This is a genomic window from Micromonospora sp. ATA51, from assembly GCF_016802855.1.
Taxonomy (GTDB): Bacteria; Actinomycetota; Actinomycetes; order Mycobacteriales; family Micromonosporaceae; genus Micromonospora; species Micromonospora sicca.
Window position 1 is genome coordinate 1 of the sequence record NZ_JAEVHJ010000146.1, and the last position, 15,414, is coordinate 15,414.

Below are 15,414 nucleotides of genomic sequence, written 5' to 3' on the forward strand. Positions count from 1 at the left end.
GCGGGCCGGCGTCGCGGCCGCCGAGGGCCGGCGTGCCCCTTCGGGGTTGGATCAGCTCACATGTTGGCGATGTCGGCCTGCTTCGCGCGGACGGCCTCGGCGGCGGCCTTGAGGCTGGCCAGCTCGTCGGCGTCCAGGTCGGTCTCGACGACCTTCTTGACGCCCTCGCGGCCGATCTGGGCCTCGACGCCCAGGTAGACGCCGGAGATGCCGTACTGCCCGTCGACCCAGGCGCAGACCGGCATGACCTCGCCGGAGTCCTCCGCGACGGCCTTGGCCATCCGGGCGGCGGCGGCCGACGGGGCGTAGTACGCCGAGCCGGTCTTCAGCAGCGCGACCACCTCGGCGCCACCGTTGCGGGTCTTGACGACCAGCTCCTCGATCTGCGCGGCGGGCATCGCGTCACGCAGCGGCTTGCCGTTGACGGTGCTCTTGGAGGGCACCGGGACCATGGTGTCGCCGTGCGAGCCGAGGGTGAGGGTCTTGACCGACTTCACCGGTACGTTCAGCGCCTCGGCGACGAAGTTGGTGAACCGGGCGGTGTCGAGCATGCCGGCCTGGCCGAGCACCCGGTTCTTCGGGAACTGGGTGGCGAGCTGGGCCAGCGCGGTCATCTCGTCGAGCGGGTTGGAGACCACGATGACGACGGCGTTCGGGGCGTACTTGGCGACGTTCTCGGCGACCTGGCGGACGATCTTGGCGTTGGTCTCCAGCAGGTCCATCCGGCTCATGCCGGGCTTGCGGGGCAGGCCGGCGGTGATGACGACGACGTCGGAGCCCTCGATGGCCTCGTAGCCCTCGCCGTTCGGGCCGGTGGTGGCGCCGACGACCTTGGTCTCGAAGCCCTCGACCGCGCGCGACTGGTTGAGGTCCAGCGCGAGACCGGCCGGCTTGCCCTCCACGATGTCGGTGATCACGACGGTGTCGAAGATGTCGTACTCGGCCAGGCGCTGTGCGGTGGTGGAGCCGTAGAAGCCGGCGCCGACGACAGTGACCTTCTTACCCATGGTCGTCCCACTCCCTGATACCAGTCGGTTTTCCGGACCGTATCAGCCATCCTGGCACCGATCGGGCGAGGGGCGGACGGTTATGACGCGCTTGGGCGTAACGACACAGCACCCCGGCGACCCGATGAGCCGGGTGCGGGCGGATCAGCCGCGCTCGGCGCGCTCGACGACGTTTGTCAGCAGCATCGCCCGGGTCATCGGGCCGACGCCGCCGGGCATCGGCACCAGCGCGCCGGCGACCTCGGCCACCTCGGGGTCCACGTCGCCGGTGTAGCGGCCCTTGCCGTCCGCGCCGACCACCCGGGTGATGCCGACGTCGACCACGGTGGCGCCCGGCGTGACCATGTCGGCGGTGAGCAGTCCCGGCACGCCGGCCGCGACGATGACGATGTCGGCCGCCCGGGTGTGCGCGGCGAGGTCCAGGGTGCCGGTGTGGCAGAGCGTCACGGTGGCGTTCTCGCTGCGCCGGGTGAGCAGCAGGCCGAGCGGGCGCCCGACCGTGTTGCCCCGGCCGATCAGGGCGACCTTGGCGCCGCGCAGCGCGATGTCGTACCGGCGGAGCAGCTCCACGATGCCGCGCGGGGTGCAGGGCAGCGGAGCGTCGTAGCCGAGCACCAGCCGGCCCAGGTTGACCGGGTGCAGGCCGTCGGCGTCCTTGTCCGGGTCGATCATCTCCAGCGCGCGCTGGGTGTCCAGGTGGGCCGGGAGCGGCAGCTGGACGATGTAGCCGTGGCAGGCCGGGTCGGCGTTGAGCTCGGTCAGCACCTGGTCGAGCTGGGTCTGGGTGGCGTCGGCCGGCAGCTCGCGCCGGATCGAGGCGATGCCCACCTCGGCGCAGTCCCGGTGCTTGCCGTTGACGTACGCCTGGGAGCCGGGGTCGGCGCCCACCAGGACGGTGCCCAGCCCGGGGGTGATGCCGCGCTCCGCGAGCGCCTTGACCCGTACCCGCAGCTCGTCCTTGATCTCCGCCGCGGTCGCCTTGCCGTCCAGGATCGTCGCCGTCACGCACCGATCGTCTCACGCGCGTCGCCCGCCCGGCCGAGGACGGCAAACCGTGACTAAACGTAACGTGGGTTTAATCACTCACAGTTAGGTGCTGTGGATCGCGCCACATCGCGAGACCGACAGACGATCATCAACCTCCACAGAGCGGACAACGGGCACGCAAGGTCGCGGCTGCGTCGCGACCGCACGCCAGGCGCGCGGCCGGGCGGGCGGAGAGGCAGCCTGAGCAGGGATTCCGGGCCTCCTCCTTAGCAGAGGTGCCCGACGTCGACAAGGCCCGGCACCCCATTCCGTTACCCCTTCGCAACGCTCTCGTTGTCGAAGCTGCCGCCGGCGACCTACCGTTGCCGATTGTTGCGCAGCGTCACCCCACGCCGGGCCTGACTGCGCAGCGTGAGGAGATGAGGAGACTCAATGCGAGTTCGTAGGCTTGCTGCCTGGACCGCCCTCCCGCTCGCGGTGACCCTGGGCCTCGCGGCCTGCGGCAGCGGCGGAGGCAGCGGATCCGGCAGCAGCGACCCCAACGCGGCCGTCAGCATCCAGATCAGCGAGCCGCAGCACCTGGTTCCGACGAACACCACCGAGACGTCGGGTTCCCAGGTGCTCGCCGGCCTGTTCAGCCCGCTCGTCGACTACGACGCGCAGAACAAGCCGTACGAGGTGGCGGCCCAGTCGGTGACGTCGTCGGACAACAAGGTCTGGACGATCAAGCTGAAGGACGGCTTCACCTTCCACAACGGTGAGAAGGCCACGTCCGACGACTACATCAACGCGTGGAACTACGGCGCGTACGCCCCCAACGGCCAGGGCGCCAGCTACTTCTTCGAGAAGATCGCCGGCTACCAGGACCTGCAGGGCGAGAAGCCGAAGGCCAAGACGATGTCCGGGCTGAAGAAGGTCGACGACCTCACCTTCACCGTGACGCTGTCCGAGCCGTACATCGACTTCAAGACGATGCTCGGCTACACCGCCTTCTACCCGCTGCCGGAGGCCGCGTTCTCCGGCCCGGGCGTGCTGAAGGACTCGTACGAGCAGGCGCCGATCGGTCAGGGCCCGTTCAAGATGAAGGGCACCTGGCAGCACGACGCCAAGATCGACGTCGAGCGGTACGACGCGTACCCGGGCCAGAAGCCCAAGGTCAAGGGCGTCGAGTTCCGGGTCTACCAGCAGCTCACCGCGGCCTACGCGGACGTGCAGGGGGACAACCTGGACGTCCTCCCGACGATCCCGACCGAGAACCTGAGCACCGCGCCGACCGACCTCGGTGACCGGTACCAGACCAGCCCGATGTCGTCGTTCCAGTTCCTCGCGTTCCCGACGTTCGACAAGGACTACAGCAACCCGGACGTGCGCAAGGCCATCTCGATGGCGATCGACCGGGACGAGATCACCAAGTCGATCTTCAAGGGTTCGCAGCAGCCGGCCCGTTCGTTCGTCTCGCCGGTGCTGCCGGGCTACCGGGACAACACCGCGGGCGCTGCCGGGGAGTTCAACCCGGCCGAGGCCAAGAAGCTCTACCAGGCCGCCGGCGGCCCGTCGAAGATCGTCATCTCCTACAACGGGGACGGCGGTCACAAGGACTGGGTCGACGCCACCGCCAACCAGCTGAAGGCCAACCTGGGCGTCGACGTCGTCGGCTCGGCCGAGCCGAAGTTCGCCGACCTGCTGACCAAGGTCGAGAAGAAGCAGCCGGTGGGTCTGTTCCGGATGGGCTGGGTGATGGACTACCCGTCGATGGAGGACTACCTCGGCCCGCTGTACACCACCAACGGCTCGTCGAACTACTACGGCTACAGCAACCCGGAGTTCGACAAGCTGGTCAAGGAGGGTTCGGCCGCCAAGACGCAGGACGAGGCGATCGCCAAGTACCAGCAGGCGGAGGACATCCTGGCCAAGGACATGCCGGTGATCCCGCTCCGCTTCGGCGAGAACGTGTTCGGCCACTCGTCCAAGGTCAAGAACGTCGAGATGGACCTGTTCCAGCGGGTCAACCTCGTCAAGATCGAAGCGGCCAGCTGAGCTGACCATGGTGCGGGCCATCCGGGCGACGACGCCCGGGTGGCCCGGACCGCGCTACCCCGGCCGGGCCGCGCGCCCGGCGTCGGAGGCGGCGCCGGCCTCCCCCGGGCCGACGGCACCCCTACCGATATTTCCGGTACGACCAGAGATGCCGTCCCGCGACCCTTTCGCACATTTCCGGAGAGACTGCTAAGCATGTTCCGCTACATCTTGCGGCGCCTACTGCAGATGGTCCTCGCGTTCTTCGGGACCACCCTGATCGTCTACGCGCTGATGTTCGCCGGCCAGGGCGACCCCATCCAGGCCCTCGCAGGCGAACGACCGGTGACGGCGGCCCAGCGGGCATACCTGACCGAGAAGTACCACCTGGACGCCACGGGCGTCGGTGGCTTCTTCTACCGCTACTTCGACTACGTCAAGAGCCTGCTCCAGGGTGACCTCGGCCAGTCGCTGACCGGCCGGCAGATCGGCGACATCCTTCAGGCGGCCTGGCCGATCACCGTGAAGCTCGCGCTGATCGCGCTCGCCGTGGCGATCATCTTCGGCGTCACCGCCGGCGTGATCGCCGGCATCCGCCGGGCCAGCATCTTCGACAACTCGACGCTGGTGCTCACCCTGCTGGTGCTCGGCATCCCGACCATCGTGCTGGCGCCGCTCGCCCAGTACTTCCTGGGCGTCAAGTGGCAGCTCTTCCCGCCCACCGCCGGCTCCGAGCCGACGTTCTACGCGCTGCTGCTGCCGGGCATCGTGCTCGGCTCGCTGTCGCTGGCCACCGCGCTGCGGCTGACCCGTACCTCGGTGGCGGAGAACCTGCGCGCCGACTATGTCCGCACCGCCCGGTCCAAGGGCCTGGTCAAGCGCCGGATCGTCACCGTCCACGTGCTGCGCAACTCGCTCATCCCGGTGGTCACCTTCCTCGGTGTCGAGCTGGGCAACCTGATGAGCGGCGCGATCATCACCGAGGGCGTCTTCAACATCCCCGGTGTCGGCTTCAACCTCTTCCGCGGCATCCGCACCGAGGACGGACCGCTGGTGGTGGGCATCGTCAGCGTGCTCGTCGTGGTCTACCTGGTCTCGAACCTGGTGGTGGACGTCCTGTACGCCGTACTCGATCCGAGGATCCGCTATGAGTGATTTTGAGACGGTGGCGGCGACCGAGAACCAGGCCGCCCGCCGGGGCCCCTCCGGCGAGCCGGGCACGCCCAACCAGATCGGCGCGGCGCACAAGCCGCGCAGCCTGGCCGGCGACGCCTGGCGCGACCTGCGGCGCAACCCGATCTTCTGGATCTCGCTGGCGCTGGTGGTCATCTTCACCCTGATGGCCCTGGCCCCCGGCCTGTTCACCACGAACGACCCGAGCGACTGCCTGCTCTCCCGGCAGCACGCCGGGCCGTCCGGCGGGGCCATCTTCGGGTACGACTTTCAGGGCTGCGACACGTACTCCCGCGCGGTCCACGGCACTCGCGCCTCACTGCTGGTCGGCGCGCTCTCCGCGCTGGGCACCGGGGTGATCGCGCTGGTGGTCGGCATGGTGGCCGGCTACTTCGGCCGCTGGATCGACGCGGTGCTCTCCCGCGTGATCGACGTGGTGCTCGGCATCCCGCTGCTGCTGGCCGCGATCGTGCTGCTCAAGCGGGTCGGCAACGCCAGCCCGACGGTCCGGATCACGGCGGTGATCTTCGTGCTGGCCATCCTCGGCTGGACCACGGCCGCCCGGGTGGTGCGCTCGTCGGTGATCACCGCGAAGGAGCAGGACTACGTCGCGGCGGCCCGGATGCTCGGCGCCGGCCACGGCCGGATCATGTGGCGGCACATCCTGCCGAACTCGCTGGCCCCGGCCATCGTGGTGCTCACCATCGCGCTCGGCTCGTTCATCGCCGCCGAGGCGACGCTCTCCTTCCTGGGCATCGGTCTCAAGGCGCCGACGATCTCGTGGGGCCAGGACATCGACACCGGCCGGATCCACATGCGGGAGTCGGCGACCCCGCTGATCGTCCCGTCGACCTTCCTCGCGCTGACCGTGCTGGCGTTCATCATGCTCGGCGACGCGATCCGTGACGCCTTCGACCCGAAGCTGCGGTGAACTCTCATGACCCAGTCCGCTGTCCGGCCGACGCCGGCCTCTCCCACCCCGCCCGGCGGCCACCTGCTCGAGGTACGCGACCTGCACGTCGAGTTCCGCACCCATGAGGGCGTGGCCAAGGTGATCAACGGGGTCTCGTACCACCTGGACGCGGGCGAGACCCTGGCGGTGCTCGGCGAGTCCGGCTCCGGCAAGTCTGTGACCGCCCAGGCGATCATGGGCATCCTCGACACTCCCCCGGCCCACGTCCGCTCCGGCCAGATCCTGTACCAGGGCCGGGACCTCCTGACCCAGTCGGAGGAGCAGCGCCGGCAGGTGCGCGGCAAGGAGATCGCGATGATCTTCCAGGACGCGCTCTCCGCGCTGAATCCGGTCTTCCCAGTCGGCTGGCAGATCGGCGAGACGCTGCGCCAGCGCGAGGGGATGTCCCGGGCCGACGCCCGACGGCGGGCCGTCGAGCTGATGGACCTGGTGAAGATCCCGGCGGCGGCGAAGCGGCTGGGCGACTACCCGCACCAGTTTTCCGGCGGCATGCGGCAACGCGTCATGATCGCGATGGCGCTGGCCCTGAACCCGAAGGTGCTGATCGCCGACGAGCCCACGACGGCGCTCGACGTCACCGTGCAGGCCCAGATCATGGACCTGCTGGCCGACCTGCGCCGGGACCTCGACATGGCGATGATCCTGATCACCCACGACCTCGGCGTGGTCGCCGGCGTCGCGGACCGGATCGCCGTGATGTACGCCGGCCGGATCGTCGAGCACGCCGACGTGCGCTCGCTGTACCGGGCGCCGGCCCACCCGTACACCAAGGGCCTGCTGGAGTCGATTCCGCGGATGGACGTACGCGGGCAGGCGCTCTCCACCATCAAGGGGCTGCCGCCGAACCTGATGCGGATCCCCTCCGGCTGCCCGTTCCACCCCCGGTGCCCGTACGCGCAGCAGGTCTGCGTGGACGTGGTGCCGCACGACCTGGTCCTCGGCGACGGCCGGACCAGCGCGTGCCACTTCGCGCAGGAGGTCCGTGATGACAGCGCCCGCTAGCCCGACCAAGGTCCGCGGCGAGACGATCCTCTCCGTCGACAACGTGGTGAAGCACTTCCCGATCAGCCAGGGTGTGCTGTTCAAGAAGCAGACCGGCGCGGTGAAGGCCGTCGACGGGGTGAGCTTCGAGCTGCGCCGGGGCGAGACGCTCGGCATCGTCGGCGAGTCCGGCTGCGGCAAGTCGACCCTCGCCCGGCTGCTGATGCGGCTGGAGACGCCGACCTCCGGCCGGGCCACGCTGGAGGGCAAGGACCTCTTCAAGTCCTCCGGCGCGGAGCTGCGCCGGCTGCGCCGCAACATGCAGATGGTGATGCAGGATCCGTACACCTCGCTGAACCCGCGGATGACGGTCGGCGACATCATCGGCGAGCCGTTCGAGATCCACCCGGACGCGGCACCGAAGGGCAGCAAGCAGAAGCGGGTGCAGGAGCTGCTGGACGTGGTCGGGCTCAACCCCGAGCACATCAACCGGTACCCGCACCAGTTCTCCGGCGGCCAGCGGCAGCGCATCGGCATCGCCCGGGCCCTGGCGCTGCGGCCGGAGGTCATCGTCTGCGACGAGCCGGTCTCGGCCCTGGACGTGTCGATCCAGGCCCAGGTGATCAACCTGCTGGAGCAGCTCCAGGACGAGTTCGGCCTGTCGTACATCTTCATCGCGCACGACCTGTCGGTGGTCCGGCACATCTCGGACCGGGTCGCGGTGATGTACCTCGGCAGGATCGTGGAGATCGGCACCGAGCAGGAGATCTACGAGCGTGCCACCCACCCGTACACCCAGGCGCTGCTCTCGGCCGTGCCGGTGCCGGACCCGGACGCCCGGGAGAACCGGAACATGATCCGGCTCACCGGCGACGTGCCCAGCCCGGCCGACCCGCCGAGTGGCTGCCACTTCCGCACCCGCTGCTGGAAGGCGCAGGACATCTGCGCCATCCAGGACCCGCAGACGGTCCTGCGCGCCGCCGACCCGCACCCCTCGGCCTGCCACTTCGCCGAGGTGCGCCCCGCCGCCGCCTGACCCACCCCACCCGCCGACCGAACCGCCCCGCGCCGAATTCAGCCGCCCCCGCCCCCGGACAGGGGACGGGGGCCGGCTGGTGTCGGGCCGCGGTCCGCCCGGATCGGGAACCGGGCCGGATCGCCGACGTCTCAGAGCTGGGCCAGGTCGAACGCCCAGATGCCACGGCCGTGGGTGGCCACGTAGACCGAGTTGTCCACCGCGTTGTACTCGACGTCCATGCCGACGGTCAGCGGCAGGCCGGCGCCGAGCCGCTGCCAGTCGGTCGCCCCGGGCGCCCGGTAGAAGGTGGCCAGGTCGGTGGCGAGCACCAGGGCGCCGTTCGACAGCTCCCTGATCGAGCTGGCGGGCACGTCCGGCAGGTTCGCCGAGACGTCCTTCCAGGTCGCGCCCGCGTCGGTCGTCTCGTAGACGTGGCCGTAGCCGGCGCCCGGGCCCTCGGTGAACCGCCGGGAGAACCCGTTGATCGCGAGGAAGGCGTGCGCCGGGTTGGCCGGGTCGACGCCGGCGCCCTGCACGAACCGGTTCGGGAAGTCCGCCGGCAGGGTCAGCTGGTGCCAGCTCGCCGGGTCGTTCACCTTGCCGACCGCGACGCCCCGGGTGAACCCGGCGTTGTTGCACGGACCGCACCAACCGACGTACGCCGTGCCGCCGGAGACGCCCACCGAGGTCGCGGTATGGCCGCCGCCCAGGTCGAAGACGTTCGTCCAGCCCTTGCCGTTGGAGATCGCGTACCCCTTGGTGTTCACCCAGACGTGCTGGCCGCCGGCGACCCACACGTTCGCGTCCTTCGCGTCCGGGGAGAACGGCGCGATGAACCGGGCCAGCTCGTCGCCGGGCGCCGAGGTGTACGGCTGGATGTCCCGCGAGGTGGAGGTCGACGCCGTGCCCGGCCGGGTTGGCGTTGCAGTTCTCGGTCACTCGCATGGCCAGGTTGGTGTACTCCTGGACCTGCCGGCAGCCGTTCGCCGGGTCGGCCAGCGAGTCGCCGCCGTCACCGCCGAAGTTGGAGCCCATCACGGTGTCGCCGGCCCGCAGCACCGAGGCGCCGTTGTCCTGGAGACCGCCGGAGACCACCGTGCCCGCCTTGGCCGGGTCCTTGCCGACCGAGACCGAGTAGTACTGGAGGGCGTCGATGCTGCCGTCGTTCAGGCTCTGCCAGTCGGCGGCGTGCCCGTCCTTGTCGGTCTTCCCGTTGATCGGCCGGCGGTAGATGCCGCCGTCGTTGCCGACGTAGACGAAGCCGTTGCCCACCGCGACCGAGTGCTGGTCGGAGTGGATGGTCTTGTTGCACTTGTTCTGCGCGTCGTAGATGTTCCAGCAGGAGAAGCCGAAGTTCCAGTACGGCCCGACGGTCTTCCAGTTGGCGCCGCCGTCGGTGCTCTCGTACACCTCCTCCAGGCCCGCCCAGACGTGGTTCGGGTTCGCCGGGTCGACCGCGAGGAACTGGTTGTACCAGGCCTGGATGCCGGGACCGTAGCCCTTGCCGATCACGGTCTGCTTGAGCGCGGAGCCGGAGTTGCCCAGCTTCGACGAGTCGGCGATCTTGCTCCACGGCCCGGCGGGCGAACCGTTGTTGGAGACGTAGATGCCGTCCAGGTAGCTGTTGACGTTGCCGGCCGGCTTGTTGAGCAGCTTCGGCGACTGGTTGATCGCGTACAGCTTGCCGCCGTCGGCGGAGAACGCGAACGTCACGTAGCCGATGTCGTCGGCCGGGATGGAGCCGGTCGGGTTGACCTTGGCCCAGCCGCCCGCCGTGTAGTCGGCGGTCTCGTAGAAGCCGTTGTAGGTGTCGCCCGACCGCCAGGCCGAGGCCACCACGACGTGCTTCGGATTGCGCGGGTCGTCGGCCACGTCGTTGACGATGTTCTTGTACGCCGCGTTGGCCGTGCCCGCGTCCGCCCCGCCCGGCAGGTAGCTCGGGTTCGGCGCCCACTCGAACTTCCACGCCCCGGAGCCGCTGCTCATCGAGTGCGAGTAGAGACCCCGGTTGGTGGCGGCCCAGACCTTGCCGTCGAAGAACCGCAGCTTGTTGATGACCGTGCTCTCCAGCTCGGTGCCGCCGACCCGGTCGGCCGCGGTGAACTGACCGGTCTTCGGGCTGGCCAGCCGGTAGACGCCGGCGCCGACGTACGAGGTCGCGCCGGTGTTCGCCTCGCCCGAGGCGTACCAGAGCGAGCCGTCGGCGGCGAGCACCACGTCGCCGCTGGACAGGGTGGGCAGCTGGTCGGTGATCGGCGTCCAGCTCCCGCCGCCGATCGAGGACCGCCACACGCCACCGTCGGCGCCGGCCGCGTAGACGTACCCGCTGTTGTCCGCCGCGAGGCCGGTGATCCGACCGGTCACCAGGCCCGCGCCCCCGGAGGAGTTGGAGGCGTAGTCGCGGTAGCGGGGGTCGTCCCCGTCATACTTGATCTTGGTGACCTCGCGCCAGCTGCCCTTGGTGGCCGGCAGCCCGTTCAGTTGGCTGAACGCGTTCGAGTACGCGCCCGCCGCGACGATGCCCGGGGCCGACCGGGCCTGGGCGAACTGCTCGGCGATGACCCGGGCCTCGAAGGCCTCCTCGCCGGCCTCTTCCGAGTTCTCCCCGGCCGCCATCTCGGCGAACTCCCGGGGGTGCCAGGGCAGGTTGGCGCCCGGCTCCTGGGCCAGGCCGAGGGCCTCGAGGACCTCGTGGTTGGTGGCCGCGACGCCACCGAGCGCGGCGGTCAGCACCAGCGCGCCCGCAATTGTCGCCGGCTTGCGCCAGCGGAATTTCGACATGTGAATCCTCCAGGATTCAGGGAGGTCCCGGGCAGGGTGGGCCCGGGGAGGGAGACCACGGCGGCGGATGGCGTGGCCGTGGTGTGCTGCCTGGTGATCGGACGGGCACCGTCCGGATTCGACCCTCGTCGCGCTGCGGCGTCCACCTGGCGGACGGGTCACACCTCGTCGGGCCCGGCAGGACCGGGACGGCGGGGAGGGTCAGGCGGTGGCGGGTGGCGCCCGGGTGAGCAGGGTGCCCCGGGGCGGCAGCGGAACGACCGGCGGCCGGTAAGGGGTCGCGGCGAGGACGGCGACCGTCGTGCCGTCGACCCGCAGGGGCGCGCCGAGGAGAAGATCGTCCGGTCCGTCGGTCTGGCCGACGCCGGCGCGGTGGTCACCACAGGGCCCGCCGGGAACCTCCGCCCGCAGCTCCGGCGGAGTGTCGGGGTGCGCGTGGCGCTCCCCGAGGCCCGGGGGTCGCCGGACGGCGGGGCGGCAGGGTGCGGCGTGGCGACCGGGGCGACGACGCGCCGTTCGTCAGGAGGGACGACGTGCGTCGCGTCGTGGACGATCGACCGGTGCGCGGCGGTGACCACCGCGCCGGGCAGGTGGGCCTCCGCGCAGGCCGGCGCGCCCAGACCGGCCAGGACGAACGCCAGCGCGACGACGACGGCGCTCAACCGGTCGCGCACGCGCATGGGGCCAACCTGTCGGAACGAGGGATGTCGGACGCCGCTCGGGCGGGCGGCCGGGGGCCGCGGGCGGGAGACGGGTGGTAAGGAGTATCCGGGGGGTCGATCGCTTGCTGCCGGGATCACGCTAGCAACACCAGTTGACGACCGGCAACGGGTTGATGGTCGTACTTTCGGCTGGTCAGCGCGGCGACCGAGGGAGCGCTCCCGAGTGGAGGCTCAACGCCGAAGCGGGGCAAGGCCGTCGGCCGCGCCCCGCTTCCCACGACGTGTCAGTGGAAGAAGTGCCGGGTGCCGGTGAGGTACATGGTCGCCCCGGCCTCCTTCGCCGCGGCGATGACCTCCTCGTCGCGGATCGAGCCGCCGGGCTGGACGATCGCCCGGACGCCCGCCTCGATCAGGATCTTCGGCCCGTCGGCGAAGGGGAAGAACGCGTCCGAGGCGCAGACCGATCCGCGGGCCCGGTCCGCCCCGGCCCGGCTGACCGCGAGCTGCGCCGAGTCGACCCGGTTCACCTGGCCCATGCCCACGCCGACGGTCGCGCCGTCCCTGGCCAGCAGGATCGCGTTGCTCTTCACCGCGCGCACCGCCCGCCAGGCGAAGGCGAGGTCCCGCAGGGTCGCCTCGTCGGCCGCCTCGCCGGTGGCCAGCCGCCAGTTCGCCGGGTCGTCGCCCGCGGCGTCGATCCGGTCCCGCAACTGCACCAGGACGCCGCCGGTGACCTGCCGCCATTCCGCCGGCAGCGGGTTGAACTCCGGGGCGCGCAGCAGCCGGATGTTCTTCTTCCCCTGGAGGATCTCCACCGCGCCCTCGTCGAACCCGGGCGCCACGAGCACCTCGGTGAAGATCTCGGAGACCTGACGGGCCAGCTCCACGCTCACCGGGCGGTTCACCGCGATCACCCCGCCGTACGCCGACACCGGGTCGCAGGCGTGCGCCTTGCGGTGCGCCTCGGCGACGTCCACGCCGACGGCGATGCCGCACGGGTTGGCGTGCTTGATGATCGCCACCGCCGGCCGGTCGGCGAAGTCGTTCGCGGCCCGCCAGGCGGCGTCCGCGTCGACGTAGTTGTTGTAGGACATCTCCTTGCCGTGCAGCTGCTCGGCCTGGGCCAGTCCGGCCGGGCTGGCCGGATCGGCGTAGAGGGCCGCCGCCTGGTGCGGGTTCTCGCCGTAGCGCAGCACCGCCTGCCGGGTCAGCGCCAGCCCGGCGAACTCCGGCCACCCGTCGGCGGCCGGGGCCAGCGTCGCGGCGAACCACTCGGCGACCGCCACGTCGTAGTCGGCGATGACGGCGAAGGCGCGGGCGGCGAGCGCCCGGCGCTGGGCGAGCGTGAAGCCACCCGCGCCGAGGGCGGCCAGCAGCGCGGGGTACGCGGCCGGGTCGGTCACCACGGCGACCGAGGCGTGGTTCTTGGCGGCGGCGCGGACCATCGCCGGACCGCCGATGTCGATCTGCTCGACGCACTCGTCCTGGTCGGCGCCGGAGGCGACGGTGGCCTGGAACGGGTAGAGGTTCGAGACCAGCAGGTCGATCCCGGCGATGCCGTGCTCGTCGAGCTGGGCCGCGTGGGAGTCCTTGCGCAGGTCGGCGAGGAGGCCACCGTGGATCTTCGGGTGCAGGGTCTTCACCCGGCCGTCGAGGATCTCCGGGAAGCCGGTCACCTGCTCCACCGGGGTCACCGGCACGCCCGCGCCGGCGATGGTCGACGCGGTGCTGCCGGTCGAGACGAGCTCCACCCCGGCGTCGTGCAGGGCCCGGGCCAGCTCGACCAGGCCGGTCTTGTCGTAGACGCTGACCAGCGCCCGCCGGATCGGGCGGCGGTCGTCCTGAGTGGAACTCACGGCACGGTGACCTTTCTTCCGGTGATCGTCCAACCTTCACGGACCAGCCGGCCGACCTGCTCGACGAGCTGGCGGCGCTCGGCGGACTTGATGCGCTCGGTGAGCGTCTCCTCGTCGTCGTCGTCCAGCACCGGCACGGCGACCTGGGCGACGATCGGGCCGGTGTCCATGCCGGCGTCGACGAAGAAGAGGGTGGCCCCGGTGAGCTTCACGCCGTAGGCGAGGGCGTCCCGGGGACCGTGGATGCCGGGGAACGCCGGCAGCAGGGTGTTGTGCGTGTTGAGGTAGCGGTCGCCGAACGCGGCCAGGAAGTGCGGGCCGACGAGCTTCAGGAAGCCGGCGCTGATGACCAGGTCGGGCCGGTGCTCGGTGACGTGCGCGGTCAGCGCCTTGTCCCAGTCCTCCCGGGTCGGGTGGTCCTTCACCCGGTCGACGAAGGTCGGCACCCCGGCCGCGGCGGCCCGGTCCAGGCCCGCGATCCCGTCCCGGTCGGCACCCACGGCGACCACCCGGGCCCCGTACGCGGGGTCGGCGGCGGCGTCCAGCAGCGCCTGAAGGTTGCTGCCGGAGCCGGAGACGAGGACGACGAGGCGGGCGACGGACGCGGGCTCGGTCACGCGGCCACCCTATCGGGCAGGTCGGGGCGTCCAGCGCTCGGGCAGCGCCGCTTCGGGCGGTCACCCGGATGGCCCGGGCACGATACGCTGCCGGTCGCTTCGCTCGGTGCCCGGCGTACGCCCGGCCCCGCACCCGTCAGTGAACCGGCACCCCCGGGGGTGCCGATGGAACGAGGAGTACGCCCGCCATGCAGCCTGGTTACCCGCAGCAGCAGCCGCCGCCGCAGATCGACAACAACATGACGATGTCGATCGTCTCGATCTTCCTGTTCTGGCCGTTGGCCATCCCGGCCATCATCAACGCGTCCAAGGTGAACCCGCTGCTCCAGCAGGGTGACTACGCGGGCGCCCAGGCGGCCGCCGCCGAGTCGAAGAAGTGGTCGAAGCTGGCCCTCATCATCGGCATCATCTGGATCGCCCTGACGGTCGTGTGCTGCCTCGCCCTGGGCGTCGGCGGAATGATGAGCGGCAACAGCACGAACTGACGACCGCCGACCCCCAGCCTGAGGAGCATCCAGTAATGCAGCCCGGTTACCCCGGTCAGGACCCGTACGGCCAGCAGCCGCCGCAGGATCCGACCGCTCCGCAGTACCAGGACCCGTACGCGCCGCCGCCGCAGGCGCCGCAGTACGGGCAACAGCCCCCGGCCGGCCAGCCCTACGGCCAGCCGCAGGACCCGTACACCCAGCCGCAGGCGCCGCAGTACGGGCAGCAGCCGACCTCGGGACAGCCGTACGGCCAGCCGACCCCCGGCCAGCCGTACGGGCAGCCGACTTCGGGACAGCCGTACGGGCAGCAGCCGTACCAGGACCCGTACGGCCAGCAGCCGCCCTACGGCGCCGCGCCGACGTACCCGAACGCCGGCTACCCGATGCCGCAGGGCCAGCAGAACACCCTCGGCCTGGTGTCGATGATCCTCGGCATCGCGTCCATCCCGCTGGCCTGCTGCTACCTGGGCATCCCGCTGGGCATCGCCGCGGTGGTCACCGGCTACCTCGGCAAGCAGAAGGTCAGCCAGGGGGTCGCGGCCAACGGCAGCCAGGTCACCACCGGCCTGATCTGCGGGGCGATCGGCATCGTGCTGGGAATCGCGCAGATCATCGCGATTGTGGCGCTCAACATGAATGTTCCCGGCGCCTGAGCCGGGCCATCAGGTGATGGGGGCGTCCCGGCGTGGTCCGGGATGCCCCTTTCGCTGTACCAAGAGTTCAGGCCCGCGTGGCCGGACGAGGAGCTTCGTGGCGGCGGCGCCGAGCAGCGCGCCGACCCCGACGACCCCGGTGGCCATCCCGGCCACCTGCCAGGGCACCGGACCGATCTCGGCCAGCCGGCCACCGCCGAGC

General features: G+C 70.8%; 16 protein-coding genes and 1 pseudogene. 11 read left to right on the plus strand and 6 right to left on the minus strand.

Going from position 1 to position 15,414, the window contains the following annotated elements:
- Nucleotides 1-56: 56 nt before the first annotated feature.
- Together mdh and JNW87_RS21560 are read right to left on the minus strand one after the other, a co-directional pair.
- A complete protein-coding gene (mdh, locus tag JNW87_RS21555; protein WP_109803777.1) occupies nt 57-1,007 on the minus strand; it encodes a malate dehydrogenase in 951 nt (316 codons plus the stop codon).
- A gap of 144 nt (nt 1,008-1,151) precedes the next feature.
- Entirely contained in the window at nt 1,152-2,012 is an 861-nt protein-coding gene (locus tag JNW87_RS21560; protein ID WP_109803776.1) for a bifunctional methylenetetrahydrofolate dehydrogenase/methenyltetrahydrofolate cyclohydrolase, read from the minus strand.
- 414 nt (nt 2,013-2,426) lie between these two features.
- On the opposite strand from JNW87_RS21560, the gene JNW87_RS21565 reads away from it, so the two are divergent.
- The 5 genes from JNW87_RS21565 to JNW87_RS21585 all read left to right on the plus strand — a co-directional run bounded on the left by JNW87_RS21565 (nt 2,427) and on the right by JNW87_RS21585 (nt 8,173).
- Nucleotides 2,427-4,031 carry an ABC transporter substrate-binding protein gene (locus JNW87_RS21565; RefSeq protein ID WP_109803775.1) on the plus strand — a complete coding sequence of 535 codons (1,605 nt, stop codon included), beginning with the start codon at nt 2,427-2,429 and terminating at the stop codon, nt 4,029-4,031.
- A gap of 195 nt (nt 4,032-4,226) precedes the next feature.
- Nucleotides 4,227-5,165, plus strand: coding sequence for an ABC transporter permease (locus JNW87_RS21570; protein WP_109803774.1), 939 nt, complete (start codon nt 4,227-4,229; stop codon nt 5,163-5,165).
- Complete coding sequence (locus JNW87_RS21575; RefSeq protein WP_109803773.1) at nt 5,158-6,114, plus strand: ABC transporter permease; 957 nt, start codon at nt 5,158-5,160, stop codon at nt 6,112-6,114. Before JNW87_RS21570 ends, JNW87_RS21575 begins: the two co-directional genes overlap by 8 nt.
- A gap of 6 nt (nt 6,115-6,120) precedes the next feature.
- Entirely contained in the window at nt 6,121-7,158 is a 1,038-nt protein-coding gene (locus JNW87_RS21580) for an ABC transporter ATP-binding protein (RefSeq protein ID WP_109803772.1), read from the plus strand.
- Complete coding sequence (locus JNW87_RS21585; protein ID WP_109803771.1) at nt 7,142-8,173, plus strand: ABC transporter ATP-binding protein; 1,032 nt, start codon at nt 7,142-7,144, stop codon at nt 8,171-8,173. Before JNW87_RS21580 ends, JNW87_RS21585 begins: the two co-directional genes overlap by 17 nt.
- 131 nt (nt 8,174-8,304) lie before the next feature.
- On the opposite strand, the gene JNW87_RS21590 is transcribed toward JNW87_RS21585, so the two are convergent.
- Nucleotides 8,305-8,952 carry a hypothetical protein gene (locus tag JNW87_RS21590; protein ID WP_238454282.1) on the minus strand — a complete coding sequence of 216 codons (648 nt, stop codon included), beginning with the start codon at nt 8,950-8,952 and terminating at the stop codon, nt 8,305-8,307.
- A 146-nt stretch (nt 8,953-9,098) separates the two neighbouring features.
- On the opposite strand from JNW87_RS21590, the gene JNW87_RS21595 reads away from it, so the two are divergent.
- The 4 genes from JNW87_RS21595 to JNW87_RS21610 all read left to right on the plus strand — a co-directional run bounded on the left by JNW87_RS21595 (nt 9,099) and on the right by JNW87_RS21610 (nt 10,940).
- A complete protein-coding gene (locus JNW87_RS21595; RefSeq protein WP_238454283.1) occupies nt 9,099-9,293 on the plus strand; it encodes a hypothetical protein in 195 nt (64 codons plus the stop codon).
- Between the two features lie 192 nt (nt 9,294-9,485).
- The gene (locus tag JNW87_RS21600) at nt 9,486-9,653 is read left to right on the plus strand and encodes a hypothetical protein (RefSeq protein ID WP_238454284.1); all 168 of its coding nucleotides are present in this window, start codon (nt 9,486-9,488) and stop codon (nt 9,651-9,653) included.
- A gap of 666 nt (nt 9,654-10,319) precedes the next feature.
- Nucleotides 10,320-10,472, plus strand: a complete 153-nt coding sequence (locus JNW87_RS21605; protein ID WP_238454285.1) for a hypothetical protein — start codon at nt 10,320-10,322, stop codon at nt 10,470-10,472.
- Nucleotides 10,473-10,592: 120 nt separating this feature from the next.
- A complete protein-coding gene (locus JNW87_RS21610) occupies nt 10,593-10,940 on the plus strand; it encodes a hypothetical protein (protein ID WP_238454286.1) in 348 nt (115 codons plus the stop codon).
- Between the two features lie 942 nt (nt 10,941-11,882).
- Here the strand turns inward: JNW87_RS21610 and purH are convergent.
- On the minus strand, nt 11,883-13,454 hold the full coding sequence (gene purH / locus JNW87_RS21615; protein WP_109803471.1) for a bifunctional phosphoribosylaminoimidazolecarboxamide formyltransferase/IMP cyclohydrolase: 1,572 nt from the start codon (nt 13,452-13,454) through the stop codon (nt 11,883-11,885).
- Entirely contained in the window at nt 13,451-14,071 is a 621-nt protein-coding gene (purN, locus tag JNW87_RS21620; protein ID WP_109803470.1) for a phosphoribosylglycinamide formyltransferase, read from the minus strand. The genes purH and purN overlap by 4 nt, the downstream gene beginning before the upstream one ends.
- A 188-nt stretch (nt 14,072-14,259) precedes the next feature.
- Between purN and JNW87_RS21625 the strand changes: the two genes are divergently transcribed.
- Nucleotides 14,260-14,556 carry a CD225/dispanin family protein gene (locus tag JNW87_RS21625; protein WP_109803469.1) on the plus strand — a complete coding sequence of 99 codons (297 nt, stop codon included), beginning with the start codon at nt 14,260-14,262 and terminating at the stop codon, nt 14,554-14,556.
- Between the two features lie 35 nt (nt 14,557-14,591).
- Nucleotides 14,592-15,212, plus strand: a complete 621-nt coding sequence (locus tag JNW87_RS21630; RefSeq protein ID WP_109803468.1) for a DUF4190 domain-containing protein — start codon at nt 14,592-14,594, stop codon at nt 15,210-15,212.
- Between the two features lie 9 nt (nt 15,213-15,221).
- Here JNW87_RS21630 and JNW87_RS21635 read toward each other — a convergent pair.
- Nucleotides 15,222-15,414: pseudogene (locus JNW87_RS21635) on the minus strand (hypothetical protein); the annotation flags it as partial.

Bases quoted from the DNA above. Each gene is read 5' to 3' on its own strand.
- mdh (WP_109803777.1), bottom strand. From the start codon at position 1,007: ATGGGTAAGAAGGTCACTGTCGTCGGCGCCGGCTTCTACGGCTCCACC.
- JNW87_RS21565 (WP_109803775.1), top strand. From the start codon at position 2,427: ATGCGAGTTCGTAGGCTTGCTGCCTGGACCGCCCTCCCGCTCGCGGTG.
- JNW87_RS21570 (WP_109803774.1), top strand. From the start codon at position 4,227: ATGTTCCGCTACATCTTGCGGCGCCTACTGCAGATGGTCCTCGCGTTC.
- JNW87_RS21575 (WP_109803773.1), top strand. From the start codon at position 5,158: ATGAGTGATTTTGAGACGGTGGCGGCGACCGAGAACCAGGCCGCCCGC.
- JNW87_RS21580 (WP_109803772.1), top strand. From the start codon at position 6,121: ATGACCCAGTCCGCTGTCCGGCCGACGCCGGCCTCTCCCACCCCGCCC.
- JNW87_RS21585 (WP_109803771.1), top strand. From the start codon at position 7,142: ATGACAGCGCCCGCTAGCCCGACCAAGGTCCGCGGCGAGACGATCCTC.
- JNW87_RS21595 (WP_238454283.1), top strand. From the start codon at position 9,099: ATGGCCAGGTTGGTGTACTCCTGGACCTGCCGGCAGCCGTTCGCCGGG.
- JNW87_RS21600 (WP_238454284.1), top strand. From the start codon at position 9,486: ATGTTCCAGCAGGAGAAGCCGAAGTTCCAGTACGGCCCGACGGTCTTC.
- JNW87_RS21625 (WP_109803469.1), top strand. From the start codon at position 14,260: ATGCAGCCTGGTTACCCGCAGCAGCAGCCGCCGCCGCAGATCGACAAC.
- JNW87_RS21630 (WP_109803468.1), top strand. From the start codon at position 14,592: ATGCAGCCCGGTTACCCCGGTCAGGACCCGTACGGCCAGCAGCCGCCG.